The sequence below is a fragment of the Hippea jasoniae genome, assembly GCF_000744435.1.
Classification (GTDB): Bacteria; Campylobacterota_A; Desulfurellia; order Desulfurellales; family Hippeaceae; genus Hippea; species Hippea jasoniae.
In genome coordinates this window covers 20987-35807 of sequence record NZ_JQLX01000015.1, presented here as the reverse complement: position 1 = coordinate 35807, position 14821 = coordinate 20987, and the positions used below count along the sequence as shown (strand labels likewise).

The following is a 14821-nucleotide window of genomic DNA, read 5'->3' as shown; positions in this document are numbered from 1 at the left end:
AAAAAGATTAGGGGGCTTAAGCCCCCTTTATTTTTAGCTTTTAACCTTCACCCTCCAGGGTTTACCATGCTCTTTCTCATACTCAACTTCACGCAATGTCTTTCTGCTTAGGTAAATCCTTGTTGGGTCTACTATCATTCTCAAAACCTTCAGCTGCTCAATCGTTGGAGATGGTGTCTCAGGAATGTCATCGGTTGGCTTCAATACCTTGCCACTTCTATCTTTAAGTTCCCAGCCAACATTCTCGATAACATCTTTCAAGCTTACACCCGGGTGTACACTCCTCAACCTCATGTCGTAGGTACCATCCTCAGGATAGTTCTCAAGAACACAAATATCTGATGCCATAAGTCCTTTTCCACCCCTTGGTGCACCGTAATCCCATCTTGTTTCACCCTCAGGACCCCTTGCAGCTGCCATTGTAGTTAGGTAACATACATGGGGTGGGAATCTCCTCTTCTCCTGCACCATAATTGCCAGTGTAAAGTCAGACTGCTGACCGATTGGGTTTGCACCACCAGAACCAGTGAATCTTACAGGTGGTCCGACTTTTACATCATTCTCTCTCTCTTTCTGGCTTCTTTCGCCTTTCTTAATAATAGATGGCCAGTAATCCCTGCCATCTTTCCCGCTTTTATCCCAGATAGCCGTTGAGTTGATATTACCATACTCATCATACTCAGCACCACCCAAAACACCACCTGTAACATAACCGCGCTGCTCATATGTTCCAAATGCATCAGCCATGGAAAGTGCCGTTGAAGACATATACGTACCACGAATATCGGCAACCGAAATCGGTATATGCTCAAATTTAGGATCCAACATTCCTGCTTCCATAACTGTGATAGCAGCAGGGTTGATTGTATGCTGTGCTTCAGCCATTGTCAAAACTGGCAAACCTGTTCCAACAAACATCGATGCTCCATAAGGAATCATTGTTGAACCAGAGATAGCTAAAAGCTCGATTGTGGTAAACTCATCCGGTGGTAGATCAAACTCTTTGCAATATGCCTCATACTCCGCATCACTAATACCACTGCTGAAATTTTTGGTTAATTCTATAATTTCATCAACCGTCGATATTTTTACTGGAACCTTTACAGCCATTTTTTCCTCCTTCCAAACAAATTAGATAGGTCTGTAGAGATCTGGTTTATAACCGTATTTTGCATCTGCCCTTAACTCATACAACCTCTTGAAGCCTGTTGCGCCGCTTGGGCAGGTGTATTTAGCCTCGATGTTTCCAAATTTAAAGTAGTCTGTGCCGACTTTATTCTCCAGGAAATCCCATTCATCTTTGCCAACTATGTTGTGCCAGTATTCTGCCAAAGCCTTCTTACCATCGTTTGTTCCTGCTGCCCTGTTGGCTTTGATGTAGAACATCCACCACATCCAGTCGTAATCGTAGTAGTATGTGCTTCCTGTTGGGTAGCATCCCCAAGGAGCTTCAAGAATTGCATCCACATGAACAAATGGAATCTGGTTTTCAGATGCTCTTAGTCTTAGCTCTTCTTCTGGGACGATCTTTTCAGCTGAAATTACAAGGTATTTTGCAGATATTGACTGCTCAACATCAGGAACAAGCAATCCCTCGATTCTTGCTGTACCCTTCTCACCAACCCTCTGAACATGCGTTGTTGTTACATAAGGAATTGCAGGAGGATACAGAATGGCTATCGGCCCCTTCTTACCTGTATATTTGTTTACCCTCTTTCTTAAAGCTTCATAGTAAATGCCATCCTCTTCTGCTGCTGTTTTGTTCATTGTTGGCTCTTCAACATCACCTTTTGAATACTTGTTATCTGGATCATACTGATGCGGTCTCAAACCCCATGCATCAAATGGATCTTCAATAATTGCATGTCTCTTTGGAGGAATATCTGGATGTATCCACATACCCTTATCATCTTTGCCTCTTAAACCTGCCTTTTCAAAAGTATCATACTCAAGCAGATCTGAGCCAAGCTCTGTCATACCCGAAACAAACTGCATGCCGTATTTTCCGGCTATTGTTCTTAATGCCCAGGAGTAGTTGGTGTGATCCATAACAGCTTCAATCTGACCATCCTCAAGACCCTTTCTAACCTCATAGGAAACAGGCTGAATCGTCTCAAGACCAAGGTATGTCATCTCAACCCATGCAAGCTGACCTGCACCACCCATCATCATAATAGGTGTTGCACCAGCGTTTGTCTGAACATACAAATCGGGAATATTCTGTCTGATAACCTCACGAGGAATCGAAACATTTGTTCTTGTGTAACCAAAGCCACCAACACACCAGGCTCTTTTTGGTTTGATAAACCTCTTAACGATCTCCTGAACCGACATTATCTTGCTTTTCTCCTCTGCCATGGTACCCTCCAAATTCTTCAAAGAATTTTTCTAATTTTTTTACCTCCTCCTCTGGATCGGGCTCCTCGTTGCCTACATCGGCATACTCAATAGGAACACCCAATACATCGGATAATTTTTCTATAAACTCCACAACCCTTTCATACTTAAGGCCGGTAATGTAAAAATCCACAGAATAATCTACATTAAAGTAAACTGTGGGATACATATCATCAAAATCTAAAACATCTTCGCCGCTGATATTAAAAGGCACAAGTCTATAGCTTGAGCCACCGGTCTTTGTGATTTTACCCAGCTGTTTCGCCTTTTCTATAATTTCTTCAAAACTGATATATTCGCCACCGCCTATGATCTTACCCGGCAAAACCGAGAAATCTCCACTCATTTACTCAAGCTCCCTCTTTTTTGCCCAGAGCATTCTCAATGTATCCTCAATCTTGCCCTCGGCAAATTCAAGCATCTCCTTGGCATTTTTGATGTAATCAAGCTTTGTTCTAAGCTCTGTCTCCATAATCTCGGCGGTGTCCTTCTCCTGCAATTTTCCTACAAGCTGAGACATCCTTGTAATAGCTGCAGGAACCTTTTTAAACTGCCACATCCATGTCTCAAAATAGTAGTTGGACATGGCAAGTTCCCATACCTCAGAGGTTAATGCCTTCCATACTTCAATAGACTCTTTACTCTTGGGCTTTTGAATCTCTTCTTGCTGCTTGCTCAACCGCTCTCTAAACGACTTTGGATAAGCTATCACCCCTCTCACCTCCTTCACTATAGTTTTTTACTGTCAGTTGCATTTTAGTATATGCTTTATTAAATGTCAAGAAATTTTTTAATTAATTAAATCAATTTTTCATCCATATTTTTTATAATTTTAGTTTTATTACCAGTAATTTTCCATTATCAAGGTATTTTTTTGTTATATTAAAAATATAATATTATTTAAATTTGCTTATTTGACGAGTTTTTTATATGCTTTAACCAAATTATATTAATATTGATATACAAAAAAATTATGGTAAAATGCGTTTAATTATAGAACTACAAAAATTTATCTTTCTAAGAAGAAAATAAGCGTGGCGATGAGTGTAACAAAGGTAATTTTAAGTTGTTATAATTTTACTATTTTCTCAATATTTACTAAATTATGAACCAAAGACAATTTAATTATTGACATTTTAGAAATTATTTTTTATATTTTAGTTAGTTTTGAAAAAATACTTTTTCTTTAGGAGGGTGTATATGCTATCTAACAAAGTAGTTGGAGTAAGGGATGCTCTAAGCGTCATCAAGGATGGAGATGTTGTTGCAATCTCAGGTTTTAACCTTACAACAGCACCAGAGTATCTGATTTTAGAACTTTTTGAGATGTACAAAGAAACAGGCCATCCAAACAATCTCTTTATTATTTCAGACACACTTCCAGCAGTTCCTGGCAGGGGTCTTGATAAAGTATTTGAGGAGCTCTATGAGGACAAAAACCAAAACTTCATTAGAGGCGTTTTAATGCCATTTATTGGTTGGTCTCCGGCCTTGATGAAAATGACCCTTGAAAACAGAATTGAGGTTTACTCCTATGCTATAGGCACTACATCATACTGGTTTAGAGAAGTTGCAAGCGGAAGACCTGGTCTGTTAACCAAGGTTGGTCTTGGCACTTTCTTAGATCCAAGAATAGATGGCGGTGCATCCAATGAAATAGCAAAAGAGAAAAAAACATGCAAAGTTGAGTTGATGGATATAAACGGCGAAGAGTGGCTAATGTACACAGCTCCAACTCCAGATGTAGCCCTAATCAGAGGCACAACAATCGATACAGATGGCAATCTCACAATGACAGAGGAAGGCTTCTACGGCACAGTTTTAAATATTGCTCAAGCAGCAAAGGCTCAGCCAAATCCAGGAAAGGTTATAGCACAGGTTAAATATGTTGCAAGAAAAGACACAATTCCGACAAGGGATGTTGTTGTTCCAGCGCCTTTAATCGATTATGCTGTTGTATCACCCGATGCAGATAAATATCACAGGGTTAGCGGCAGCTATGTAACAGATCCAAGGCTTTCAGGTCAGGTTAAAGCTCAGAAAACAAAAGAACTTGAATCACTTCTTCCAACACCCGATAAAATCAGAGACAGAATCGCAGCTGGTAGAGTCTTGATTGAAACAATGAGACTCGCAGCTCAGCTTAAAAAACCGCTCTTTGGAAACCTGGGAATTGGAATCCCGGTCTATGTCAGCTGGCTTGCAGGAGAGCTTGGATACAGCGATCTGTTGGCGTTAACTGTTGAGCCTGGTCCTGTCGGTGGTATTGCCTTAGTTGGACAGGACTTCGGTGTTGCAATTTCTCCACAGGCCATCATTCCTATGCCCGATATGTTCTCAAACTATGAGGGTGGAATTATAGATTTTGCATCACTTGGATTTATGCAGATTGACGACAAAGGTAATGTTAACCCATCCTACAGCCCCGTTAGGGTTTCAGGTCCAGGTGGATTCCCCGTAATCAGCGCAGGAAGCCCAAGAACATTCTTTGCAGGTGGATTCACAGCTGGAAAATTCGACATCGAAGCTGACAACGGCAAATTGATCATCAAACAGGATGGAAATATTACAAAATTCAATAAGGAACTTGTTAAGATAGTATTCAGCGGTCCTCAGGCAGTTAAATCTGGAAAACACATTCTATACATAACAGAAAGAGCCGTATTCCAGCTAACTGAGAAAGGATTGAAACTCATCGAAATAGCACCCGGTATTGATGTAGAAAAGGATGTTATAGCAAAGATGGATTTCAAACCAGAAGTGGCAGACGACCTTAAAACAATGCCTGAGTGCTTGTTCTACAAAGACCTTGATCCACTAAAAGATTACATCGACGGCATCTTAAAAGATGCAGGACTTCTTTAACAATAAGGGGGGGGCTTTAAGCCCTCCTTTTTTTAATATCCAGATATTTTTGTATCAAGCCGCGCCTCATAAACTACAGCACCTTTATCGGTTGCATACATTAAAAAGACATCAACCTCAGGTGAGCTTGCCCCAAGCCTTTTAGATTCAGACACCACAAGCACATCATCCTTGGATAATTTTGGCAGAAGCTCCTTACCCAGTTTTCTATTTTTCCAGCTTATGTATGGCTTGACTTCCTCCTCAAGGTATTCTATATCATCAGGCGTTAGATTGAATTTTTCCTTCACAAACTTATCTATTGCAGCCTTTTGGATTATTCTATCACTGTTGGATTCATACTGAATATAGCCATAAATCTTTCCCATCTTTCAACCTCCCTATACCAGTTTAATAATATCGATCTCTTCATTAATTATAACTTCGCTTGCATCAGGTAGCCTTAAATATTTTCGCTCTATCTGTTTTTTTGCATCCTTTTTATCCTTTGCCCTTACAATATTTGTAGTAACCAGTTTTCTCTCATCCCTGTAAATCACAAGCGCCAGCACCTTATATGTGTGCATCTCTGCCATATCACCACCCCTTATTATTTTTTAATTCCAAAACTATGATATAAAAAAACGGTAAAATTTCAACCACATTTAAATATATCCCGTTTTTGCTTGATTTTAAAGGAGTGTTGTAATATCCTTTTCTAACAATTTTGTGGGGGTTTTGGATGGAAACCTTAAAAAACGAAATAATCAGGCTAAAAAAAGAAAAAAATGCCGTAATATTGGCTCACTACTACCAGATGGATGAGATACAGGAGATTGCCGATATTAGAGGCGATTCTTTGGCACTTGCAATAGAGGCAAGCAAACTTGATGCAGAAATAATAGTCTTTTGCGGCGTTAAATTTATGGCAGAGACTGCAAAGGTGGTTTCACCCAACAAAAAGGTGCTTATACCCGTTATTGATGCAACCTGTCCTTTAGCAGATACAGCTGATAAAGAATCCGTTTTAAACAAGAAAAAAGAACTTGGGGATGTGGCCGTTGTTTCTTATGTAAATACCAATGTGGATGTTAAAACCGTTTCAGATATATGCTGCACCTCAGCAAACGCCGTTAATGTTGTAAAAAGCTTGAAAGAGAAAAGAATACTTTTTGTGCCGGATAGAAACCTTGGTGATTATGTTGCAGGTGAGGTTAAAGATAAAGAGATTATTTTATGGAATGGTGCATGCCCTGTCCATGAAGCCTACGATATAGAGCAGCTTTATGATCTAAAAAATAAGTATCCTGATGCCGCAGTTGCCGTGCATCCAGAATCACCCAGGGCTATAAGGGAGGCTGCCGATTTTATCGGCTCAACCTCTGGCATTATAAACTTTGTTGGAAATTCATCCTCAAAGCGCTTTATTATAGGCACAGAGGAAGGCATACTGTTTGAACTTAAAAGAAACAATCCAGACAAAGAATTCTACATCATTGGCAGTAGATCTGTTTGCACAAATATGAAAAAGATCACACTCAACGATCTATATCTATCGCTTAAAGAGGAGCGTTTTGAAATTAAACTTGACAAAAAAACCATCGAAGAGGCAAAAAAACCGATTGAAAGAATGATATCAATCAAAAGAAACCAATGAACCCCGTATATTTAAAAAAGGTTTTTGAATATCTTTTACTGGAAGATGCATTTTACAGCGATATAACCACAGATTCTATAGCAACAGACAAAACAGCCAGAGCTATAGTCAAAGCCAAAGAGGATTTTGTAGTGGCTGGCTTGATATTTATAAAACCCCTATTTGAAACGGTTTGTGATAATTTTGAGATTGAGTTATTAAAAAAAGACGGCGATATAGTCAAAAAATCACATCAGCTTGCTATTATAAAGGCAAGCGATCGATGCCTGCTATATGTTGAGCGAGCACTTCTAAACCTGCTTCAGCGATTAAGCGGCATAGCAACAAAAACAAAAAAAATAGCCACGCTTATTGAGCCCTACAAGACAAAAATAACAGACACAAGAAAAACAACGCCGGGTTTGAGGTTCTTTGAGAAATACGCAGTTAAAGTAGGCTGCGGCACAAACCACAGGATGGGTCTATTTGATGCAGTATTAATAAAAGACAATCACATAAAAGCAGCTGGCAGCATAAGAAAGGCTGTTGAGCTTGTGAGAAAAAACATATCGTTTACCACAAAAATAGAGGTGGAATGCGCAAATATAGATATGGTTAAAGAGGCTCTGGATTCAAAAGTTGACATAGTTATGCTTGACAACATGAAACCAGAAGAGATCAAAACAGTCATAGAAACATTCAAAAATCAAGCACTTTTTGAGGCAAGTGGTAATATTGATGAAAACAACATCACAGATTATGCTCAAACGGGTGTAGATTTTATCTCACTTGGCGCAATAACACACCACGCCTGCTGGGTTGATATAAATATGAAATTTGTGGAGTAGATTATGATTAAAATAGCTATAGCTCAAATCGATACGATTTTAGGAGATGTTAAAAGAAACATAAAAAAGATCGAACATTACACCGATAGAGCCATAGAAAAGAACTGCAATATGGTTATCTTTCCAGAGCTTGCAACAAGTGGGTACAGCTTACGCGACCTTGTATCTGATGCAGCTGTTGATTTTGACAGCCCCTATTTTGATTATCTAAAGGCAAAATCATCTCAAATTGAGATTCTATTTGGTTTTGCCGAAAAATACAAAAGCCATTTCTTTAACAGCGCCTGTTTTATCAAGGATTCCAATATTGAGGTTTACAGAAAGATATTTTTACCCGATTACGGGATGTTTGAGGAGGGTAGATACTTTACAAGCGGCAGCCAGCTATCATCAACCTCCATTTACGATACTTCTTTTGGTAAAGCTCGTATCATGATCTGTGAGGATGCATTCCACATAAACAGCCATTGCGAGGCATTTAACGAACAGGTCGATTTGATTGTTATCCATTCGGCAAGCCCGTTCTGGTGCAATCACAACATGGTAAAGCCCGATCTATGGAAGCATATCTGCACAACATCAGCCATTATGAACAGCTGCTATGTTGCCTTTGCAAACCGCGTTGGCTTCGAAGATGGCATAGGATTTTTTGGCAATTCATTTGTTGTCAATCCAGCTGGAGAAATAATAGCCGAGGCTGAGCTGTTTAAAGAGGAGATGATTATTGCAGAAATAGATAAAAAAGAGGTTCAAAGAATCAGGATGATTACACCCATTTCAAAAAACGAGGAAGGCGTATGGATAGATTGATAGAAAAATTAAAGATAGATTGCTCGCTAATATCAAACTATCTTGTTGAGTTTGTCAGACAGGAGATTACAAAAACAGGTCTTACAAAGGCTGTGATAGGCTTATCAGGCGGTATAGACTCAAGCCTTGTTGCATATATTGCAAAAGAGGCACTGGGCAAAAACAATGTTTATGGAATCCTGATGCCGTATAAACTCTCAAGCAAAGAAAGTATAGATGATGCCCTAAAGGTGGTTGAGGATACCGGTATAAACCACAAAATAGTAGAGATCACAAAAGCAGCCGATGCATATTTAGAAAACTTTGAAGAAATAAACAATGTAAGAAGGGGCAATGTGCTTGCCAGGATGCGTATGATAGTGCTGTTTGACCACTCATCAGCCTATGGTGGACTTGTTGTTGGCACAAGCAATAAAACAGAGCTACTGCTTGGCTACGGCACATGGTATGGCGATATGGCATCAAGCCTAAACCCCATAGGAGACCTGTATAAAAATCAAATCTACCAGCTTGCACGATACTTCAATCTTCCAGAAAACATCATTAAAAAGAAGCCATCTGCCGATTTATGGGTGGGTCAAAGCGATGAGGATGAACTGGGATTTTCATACGATGAGGCAGATATTATTCTTTATCATCTGTTTGATTTAAGATGGAGTATTGATGAGGTGGTTAAGTTAGGATTTTCAAAAGACTTGGTTGAAGGTATAGCTCAAAGGGTTAGGAAAAATCAGTTCAAGCGTCTCCCGCCGATTATTGCAAAAATCAGCACAAGAACCATCAATATAGACTTCAGGTATTTAAGGGATTGGGGCATGTAGTCCCATATTGGAAAATATTTCTTAAGTAATAAAATTAAAATTTCTTCTTGACAAGCAGAAGGATAATATTAAAATTTAAAAAAGAATTAAATTGGTGGAGGTGAGTATGGATGCAGTAGCATTGGCGAGGTTGCAGTTTGCTCTAACAGCATTGTTTCACTTCATTTTTGTGCCTCTGACACTTGGCCTGTCGTTTTTAGTTGCCATTATGGAAACGGCTTATGTTAAAACGGGCAATGAAGATTATTTAAGGATGACAAAATTCTTTGGAAAACTCTTCCTGATCAACTTTGCACTTGGTCTTGTCACAGGTATCACGCTTGAATTCGAATTTGGTATGAACTGGGCAAGGTATTCAAAATTCGTTGGTGATATCTTTGGTGCACCACTGGCAATTGAGGCAACATTGGCATTCTTTCTTGAGTCAACATTCCTTGGCGTCTGGATCTTTGGATGGAAAAAGGTTTCAAAAAAGATGCATGCCATCTCGATGTGGCTTGTTGCATTCGGCACAAACATATCGGCTCTGTGGATATTAATAGCAAATGCATGGATGCAGCATCCGGTGGGATATGTTTTAAGAAACGGTAGAGCTGAGTTTGTAAATTTCTGGGCAGCAGCACTTCAACCCTATGCAATACTCAAATTTCTACACACCATTACAGCAGGCTATGTTGTGGGATCCTTCTTTGTAATGGGCATATCAGCTTACCATCTATTGAAAAATCAAGAGGTTGAGCTGTTTAAAAAATCCTTCAAAATCGGTGCTTATTTTGGATTGTTTGCCGCATTAGCAGTATTTTTTATAGGCGATATGCATGCAGCAGAGGTTGCAAAAACCCAGCCAACAAAGCTTGCAGCGATGGAATCTATCTGGGAAACCAAAAAAGGTGCACCGATGTATCTGTTTTTAATCCCCGATGAAAAGCATGAAAAGAATATTGTAGAGCTATTCGGTATTCCAAAGATGCTAAGCGTTCTTGCCTATCACGATCCAAACGCTACAGTAAAAGGTCTAAAAGCATTCCCCAAAGATGACAGACCACCTGTAACAATCACATTTGTTTCATTCAGAACAATGGTTGGTCTGGGCACTCTGTTTGTTTTACTAACACTGTTTGCGTTTTATCTCATCAAAAAAGATAAACTGATCGATAAAAAGTGGTTCTTGAGATTAATGGTGCTTGCCATACCCCTACCTTACTTAGCAAATGAGTTTGGATGGATCGTTGCAGAGGTCGGACGTCAACCCTGGATTGTTTATGGATTAATGAAAACGGCAGATGCAACCTCAACGGCAGTATCACCTGCCCAGATTATCATGACCATAGGCGGTTTTGTTTTACTTTATTCGGTTCTTGGTTTTATAGATATCTATCTGCTCATAAAATATGCCAGACAACTACCGGAAAAAATTGGCAAATAAGGAGGTATGGCGATGTTGAATACAATATGGTTCGCCCTGTGGGGACTTTTGTGGGCAGTGTATTTTGCCCTTGATGGATTTGACTTTGGAGCTGGAATCCTACATCCGTTTGTAGCAAAAGATGATCTACAAAGAAGGATGGTTATAAACACGATTGGTCCAGTATGGGATGGCAACGAGGTATGGCTTATTACAGCAGGCGGTGCAACATTTGCCGCATTTCCAACAACCTATGCCTATATGTTCAGCTACCTTTACACGCCTCTATTTCTCATTCTGGCATCATTGATATTAAGAGGTGTTTCATTTGAATTCAGAGGCAAAATTGAATCGGAAGGCTGGAAGAAGTTCTGGGATGCTGTAATATTCCTTTTCTCATTCTTACCAGCTCTACTGTTTGGTGTGGCATTTGGCAATATTTTTGAAGGCTTGCCGATGGATGCAAACGGTTATCATGGAACCCTATTTAGCCTTCTAAACCCATACGGACTTTTAACGGGCATATTCTTTGTATTGATGTTCCTTGAGCATGGTGCATTGTGGCTTTCTTTTAAGGCAAGCAATTCTGTTGCTGAAAATTCACGCTCTGTTGCAAAAAAAATCTGGCCTTTACTTTTAATTGTTGCTGTTTTGTTTTTAATCTATACAAAATTTGCAACACATCTATACGACAACTATTTTGCACATCCTGTATGGTTTATTGTTCCTGCAATAGCTGTTTTGAGTCTGCTTTTAATTAGAGTTTTTATCTCAAAAGAAAGCTATGCCAAAGCGTTCTTTGCAAGCCTGGTTGAGATTATAACGGTTGTTTTTACTGGCATTGTTGGACTATACCCCAACCTTATACCATCAAGCATAGATCCACAATATAATCTTACAATTTTCAACTCATCATCCAGCCAGTATACGCTGAAGGTTATGCTGATTGTGGCCGTAATCTTTGTGCCGATTGTTATAGCATATCAGATCTGGGCTCATTTGCTATTTAAAAACGCTATCACAAAAGAAGACCTAACAGACGAAGAGGTTGAAACATATTGATTATTGCCCCCTTCTTTGGGGGCTTTTGCTTTTAAAAGGGGCGGGTATATGCTTAGCAGTCGCTACCTACACAGAGGTTGTCTTTGTTCTTTTCTAAAATCTTTGGGCCAATGCCTTTGACATTGAGAAGGTCTTCAACCTTTTTAAAGGGATGGTCTTTTCTATAATCAACAATCGCTTGAGCTTTTGTTTTGCCAATGCCATTTAGCTTTACAAGTTCGTTAACATTAGCGGTATTTAAGTTAACTTTTGCAAATGCTAAGGCAGTCATAAATATCACAGCCAAAAACGAAAGCAAGAGCTTTTTCATTTCATCTCCACCTCAAAAAATAGATTTTGCACACCCGCCCCTTCCAAAAGCAAAAGCCTTACTTCGCTAAATATCAACTATTACAAACAACTCTATATTTTTAAATAACTTAGTTATCAAATATACAAACACACAGGATATATGTCAATCAAAATCTTAAAAAAAGCAGATAAACAGGTAATTACTGTCCTTTTAAAAATCGCAAAAACCTGCCCGTCTTAAATGTGGCAATCGAAAAGTAAAGATATAGGTAAATAGCAATAAAAATCAAACAAAACAGAAAAAGCATATTTGTATTGTTCCAGAACAAAATAGCAGGAATCACACTAAGACCTGTCAAAAACCACAAAAAAGGTGAGGTAGATGAATTTCTAAAAACCTTGTACTGCTGCGAGCTTTCATTAAAAAGAAACTTAACAACCCTTTTATATATCAACATATGTAGATGCAATCCATCTGGCTGATCTGGAGATATTCCCCTTAAAAATTTCTTCCTATAAATAGAAAACAGTGTCTCAAAAACAGGATAAATCACAAGCAAAAAAGGAAACCACACAGACACTGATCTGTGCCTATCCACCAACAACACAGATATTGTTGCAATCGAAAACCCCACAAAATAGGCTCCGCCATCGCCCATAAAAATACTGCCAAAAGGAAAATTCCATATAAAAAATCCAGCAATTGAAAAAATCAAAATAAGGCTTAGCTGCATAAGCAGTTTATCATTTAATTTATAAGACACATAAAACAGGCCAAGCAAGATCATTATAGAAACCATTGAGGCAAGGCCGTTATAACCATCAATAATATTGATGGAGTTTGTAACGCCTGCAATGGCAAAGATCGTAAAAATCCAGCTAAACCACAGCGGGAAATCCAATCTGCCCAATACTGGAAAAGCGATATAGCCAACAGAGGCTTTCAAAAGCCACACAACAAAAAAACCCGCAAACAAAGCCAAAAAGAGCCTTACCTTTGGAGAAACCTTATGTGTTAAATCCTCAACCAATCCACCCAAAAAAGTCGGTACTCCGGCCAAAAGAAACAAAAGCAGTTCTTTGTTATTAGCTACCCAATAAAGCTCCACAACAGCCACAGCAAAACCCATAAAAATACCAACCCCGCCTACTCTTGGTGTGGGTTTATCGTGAAACTTCTGCGGACCACTCTTTATCTCATCAACACCAAAACCACCCCACTTGCTAAATTTTATCAATAATAAGCATATTACAAGTGATATAACAAAACCAAAAATCGCTGATTTAACCATTTGATAAAGTTTATCCTTTTTTAGTTGGGCAGGCAAGGAAATTATAAAACAAGCTTCTTAAATTCTATTGTTTTAGACCGAGTTTTTTGAAAGTTGACTTTAAAAATAATCGGAGTAAAATAAAAATATGAACAATAAACATGACAACATAATAAAAAGAAAACTCATAAGGGAGATAAGGGATCACTTAAACAAAAAAGAGATTACATTGATCGTTGGTGCAAGACAGGTAGGAAAAACCACACTCATGCTTTTTTTAGAAAAAGAGCTAAAACAAAGGGGCAAAAAAACACTATATCTTAATTTAGACAGAGAGGTTGACAAAAAATACTTTACATCACAGGAAAACCTAATAAATAAAATTCGTTTGGAGATCGGCAACCAGAAAGGATTTGTTTTCATAGATGAAATTCAAAGAAAAGAAAATGCCGGTTTATTCTTAAAAGGTGTTTTTGACTACAATTTACCCTACAAATTTATTATATCTGGTTCAGGAAGCCTCGAGCTAAAGGAAAAGATTCACGAATCTCTAATTGGAAGAAAAAGAACTTTTGAATTAAATCCAGTATCTTTTGAAGAGTTTATAAATTTTAAAACGCATTATCGCTATGAAAATAACCTAAAAGATTTTTTTAGCATAGAAACCTAAAAAAGAGAAATCCTACTAAAGGAATATCTAAATTATGGTGGTTACCCAAGAGTTATAACGGCAGAATCAGAAAAAGAAAAGAGAGCTATTATTGATGAAATTTTTCACAGCTATCTGGAAAAAGATATCTCTTATCTATTAAATATTAAGAAAATCGAAGCATTCTCAGATATAGTAAGAATCATTGCGAGTCAGCTTGGCAGATTGGTAAACTATTCAAAAATATCATCTGAAGTAAATATCTCTGTTGTATCTCTAAAAAATTACCTGTGGTATGCCGAAAAAACATTTGTGCTCCAGAAATTGACACCCTATTTCGCTAATCCAAGAAAAGAAATAGTAAAAACACCAATTTATTACTTTAACGATATTGGTTTAAGAAACTATAGCATAGGCATGTTTGGAAACCTAATTGATTATGGTGCAATCTTTGAAAACCTTGTTCTGAATACAATAAAAGAAAAAATAAAATTAAGTGGTATCTCTATCCACTTTTACAGAACAAAGGATAAAGCTGAGGTTGACTTTATACTAAACGCCGGGGAAAAAATTATACCAATAGAGGTTAAATATAGAATAAAGAAACCGGTTCTCGAAAGATCTATGAAAAGTTTCATAGAAAAATATTCTCCCCTTAGAGCTATAATAATTAATCTTTCATTTAAAGAAAAAATAAAAGTGGGCAACACTGAAGTATTATTTATACCTTTTTGGGATATTGTTGATAGCGATAATATAGATTTTATATACTAAAATACTCACTTGA

Annotated in this window: 17 protein-coding genes; 9 read left to right on the top strand and 8 right to left on the bottom strand. The window is 38.1% G+C overall.

Going from position 1 to position 14821, the window contains the following annotated elements; genetic code table 11:
• Window positions 1–33: 33 nt before the first annotated feature.
• Genes EK17_RS07180 through EK17_RS07165 form a run of 4 tightly spaced genes read right to left on the bottom strand, consistent with a single transcriptional unit; the run spans window position 34 to window position 3109 of the window.
• Window positions 34–1110, bottom strand: a complete 1077-nt coding sequence (locus tag EK17_RS07180; RefSeq protein ID WP_035589143.1) for a CoA-transferase subunit beta — start codon at window positions 1108–1110, stop codon at window positions 34–36.
• 21 nt (window positions 1111–1131) lie between these two features.
• Complete coding sequence (locus EK17_RS09110; RefSeq protein WP_051904506.1) at window positions 1132–2358, bottom strand: CoA-transferase; 1227 nt, start codon at window positions 2356–2358, stop codon at window positions 1132–1134.
• Window positions 2312–2743 carry a hypothetical protein gene (locus EK17_RS07170; RefSeq protein WP_035589142.1) on the bottom strand — a complete coding sequence of 144 codons (432 nt, stop codon included), beginning with the start codon at window positions 2741–2743 and terminating at the stop codon, window positions 2312–2314. The genes EK17_RS09110 and EK17_RS07170 overlap by 47 nt, the downstream gene beginning before the upstream one ends.
• The gene (locus EK17_RS07165) at window positions 2744–3109 is read right to left on the bottom strand and encodes a hypothetical protein (RefSeq protein ID WP_035589141.1); all 366 of its coding nucleotides are present in this window, start codon (window positions 3107–3109) and stop codon (window positions 2744–2746) included.
• Between the two features lie 488 nt (window positions 3110–3597).
• On the opposite strand from EK17_RS07165, the gene EK17_RS07160 reads away from it, so the two are divergent.
• Window positions 3598–5262, top strand: a complete 1665-nt coding sequence (locus EK17_RS07160; RefSeq protein ID WP_035589139.1) for an acyl CoA:acetate/3-ketoacid CoA transferase — start codon at window positions 3598–3600, stop codon at window positions 5260–5262.
• Window positions 5263–5294: 32 nt separating this feature from the next.
• On the opposite strand, the gene EK17_RS07155 is transcribed toward EK17_RS07160, so the two are convergent.
• Window positions 5295–5630, bottom strand: coding sequence for a hypothetical protein (locus EK17_RS07155; protein ID WP_051904505.1), 336 nt, complete (start codon window positions 5628–5630; stop codon window positions 5295–5297).
• A gap of 12 nt (window positions 5631–5642) precedes the next feature.
• Window positions 5643–5837: a hypothetical protein gene (locus EK17_RS07150; protein WP_035589136.1), complete on the bottom strand. Its 195-nt coding sequence runs from the start codon at window positions 5835–5837 to the stop codon at window positions 5643–5645.
• Window positions 5838–5983: 146 nt separating this feature from the next.
• Between EK17_RS07150 and nadA the strand changes: the two genes are divergently transcribed.
• From nadA to cydB, 6 genes are all read left to right on the top strand, one after another.
• Window positions 5984–6898 carry a quinolinate synthase NadA gene (nadA, locus tag EK17_RS07145; RefSeq protein WP_035589134.1) on the top strand — a complete coding sequence of 305 codons (915 nt, stop codon included), beginning with the start codon at window positions 5984–5986 and terminating at the stop codon, window positions 6896–6898.
• A complete protein-coding gene (gene nadC, locus EK17_RS07140) occupies window positions 6895–7725 on the top strand; it encodes a carboxylating nicotinate-nucleotide diphosphorylase (protein WP_035589131.1) in 831 nt (276 codons plus the stop codon). The genes nadA and nadC overlap by 4 nt, the downstream gene beginning before the upstream one ends.
• Before the next feature lie 3 nt (window positions 7726–7728).
• A complete protein-coding gene (locus EK17_RS07135) occupies window positions 7729–8535 on the top strand; it encodes a nitrilase-related carbon-nitrogen hydrolase (RefSeq protein ID WP_035589129.1) in 807 nt (268 codons plus the stop codon).
• Window positions 8523–9356, top strand: a complete 834-nt coding sequence (locus tag EK17_RS07130; RefSeq protein WP_035589128.1) for an NAD+ synthase — start codon at window positions 8523–8525, stop codon at window positions 9354–9356. The genes EK17_RS07135 and EK17_RS07130 overlap by 13 nt, the downstream gene beginning before the upstream one ends.
• Before the next feature lie 106 nt (window positions 9357–9462).
• A complete protein-coding gene (locus tag EK17_RS07125; protein WP_035589126.1) occupies window positions 9463–10782 on the top strand; it encodes a cytochrome ubiquinol oxidase subunit I in 1320 nt (439 codons plus the stop codon).
• Window positions 10783–10794: 12 nt separating this feature from the next.
• Window positions 10795–11823, top strand: coding sequence for a cytochrome d ubiquinol oxidase subunit II (cydB, locus tag EK17_RS07120; RefSeq protein ID WP_035589123.1), 1029 nt, complete (start codon window positions 10795–10797; stop codon window positions 11821–11823).
• A gap of 52 nt (window positions 11824–11875) precedes the next feature.
• Here the strand turns inward: cydB and EK17_RS07115 are convergent, their stop codons facing one another.
• Complete coding sequence (locus EK17_RS07115; RefSeq protein WP_035589120.1) at window positions 11876–12133, bottom strand: ComEA family DNA-binding protein; 258 nt, start codon at window positions 12131–12133, stop codon at window positions 11876–11878.
• 181 nt (window positions 12134–12314) lie between these two features.
• A complete protein-coding gene (locus tag EK17_RS07110) occupies window positions 12315–13406 on the bottom strand; it encodes a glycosyltransferase family 4 protein (RefSeq protein ID WP_035589342.1) in 1092 nt (363 codons plus the stop codon).
• A 127-nt stretch (window positions 13407–13533) separates the two neighbouring features.
• On the opposite strand from EK17_RS07110, the gene EK17_RS09440 reads away from it, so the two are divergent.
• Both EK17_RS09440 and EK17_RS09435 read left to right on the top strand, forming a co-directional pair.
• Window positions 13534–14055 carry an AAA family ATPase gene (locus tag EK17_RS09440; protein ID WP_198018170.1) on the top strand — a complete coding sequence of 174 codons (522 nt, stop codon included), beginning with the start codon at window positions 13534–13536 and terminating at the stop codon, window positions 14053–14055.
• A 9-nt stretch (window positions 14056–14064) separates the two neighbouring features.
• The gene (locus EK17_RS09435) at window positions 14065–14808 is read left to right on the top strand and encodes an ATP-binding protein (RefSeq protein WP_198018177.1); all 744 of its coding nucleotides are present in this window, start codon (window positions 14065–14067) and stop codon (window positions 14806–14808) included.
• Window positions 14809–14821: the final 13 nt, after the last annotated feature.

What these genes read in the sequence shown, in the direction of transcription:
- EK17_RS07160 (WP_035589139.1), top strand. Translation starts at nt 3,598, where the DNA reads ATGCTATCTAACAAAGTAGTTGGAGTAAGGGATGCTCTAAGCGTCATC.
- EK17_RS07130 (WP_035589128.1), top strand. Translation starts at nt 8,523, where the DNA reads ATGGATAGATTGATAGAAAAATTAAAGATAGATTGCTCGCTAATATCA.
- EK17_RS09110 (WP_051904506.1), bottom strand. Translation starts at nt 2,358, where the DNA reads ATGGCAGAGGAGAAAAGCAAGATAATGTCGGTTCAGGAGATCGTTAAG.
- nadC (WP_035589131.1), top strand. Translation starts at nt 6,895, where the DNA reads ATGAACCCCGTATATTTAAAAAAGGTTTTTGAATATCTTTTACTGGAA.
- EK17_RS07110 (WP_035589342.1), bottom strand. Translation starts at nt 13,406, where the DNA reads ATGGTTAAATCAGCGATTTTTGGTTTTGTTATATCACTTGTAATATGC.
- nadA (WP_035589134.1), top strand. Translation starts at nt 5,984, where the DNA reads ATGGAAACCTTAAAAAACGAAATAATCAGGCTAAAAAAAGAAAAAAAT.
- EK17_RS09440 (WP_198018170.1), top strand. Translation starts at nt 13,534, where the DNA reads ATGAACAATAAACATGACAACATAATAAAAAGAAAACTCATAAGGGAG.
- cydB (WP_035589123.1), top strand. Translation starts at nt 10,795, where the DNA reads ATGTTGAATACAATATGGTTCGCCCTGTGGGGACTTTTGTGGGCAGTG.
- EK17_RS07135 (WP_035589129.1), top strand. Translation starts at nt 7,729, where the DNA reads ATGATTAAAATAGCTATAGCTCAAATCGATACGATTTTAGGAGATGTT.
- EK17_RS07170 (WP_035589142.1), bottom strand. Translation starts at nt 2,743, where the DNA reads ATGAGTGGAGATTTCTCGGTTTTGCCGGGTAAGATCATAGGCGGTGGC.
- EK17_RS07155 (WP_051904505.1), bottom strand. Translation starts at nt 5,630, where the DNA reads ATGGGAAAGATTTATGGCTATATTCAGTATGAATCCAACAGTGATAGA.
- EK17_RS07150 (WP_035589136.1), bottom strand. Translation starts at nt 5,837, where the DNA reads ATGGCAGAGATGCACACATATAAGGTGCTGGCGCTTGTGATTTACAGG.
- EK17_RS07125 (WP_035589126.1), top strand. Translation starts at nt 9,463, where the DNA reads ATGGATGCAGTAGCATTGGCGAGGTTGCAGTTTGCTCTAACAGCATTG.
- EK17_RS07180 (WP_035589143.1), bottom strand. Translation starts at nt 1,110, where the DNA reads ATGGCTGTAAAGGTTCCAGTAAAAATATCGACGGTTGATGAAATTATA.
- EK17_RS07115 (WP_035589120.1), bottom strand. Translation starts at nt 12,133, where the DNA reads ATGAAAAAGCTCTTGCTTTCGTTTTTGGCTGTGATATTTATGACTGCC.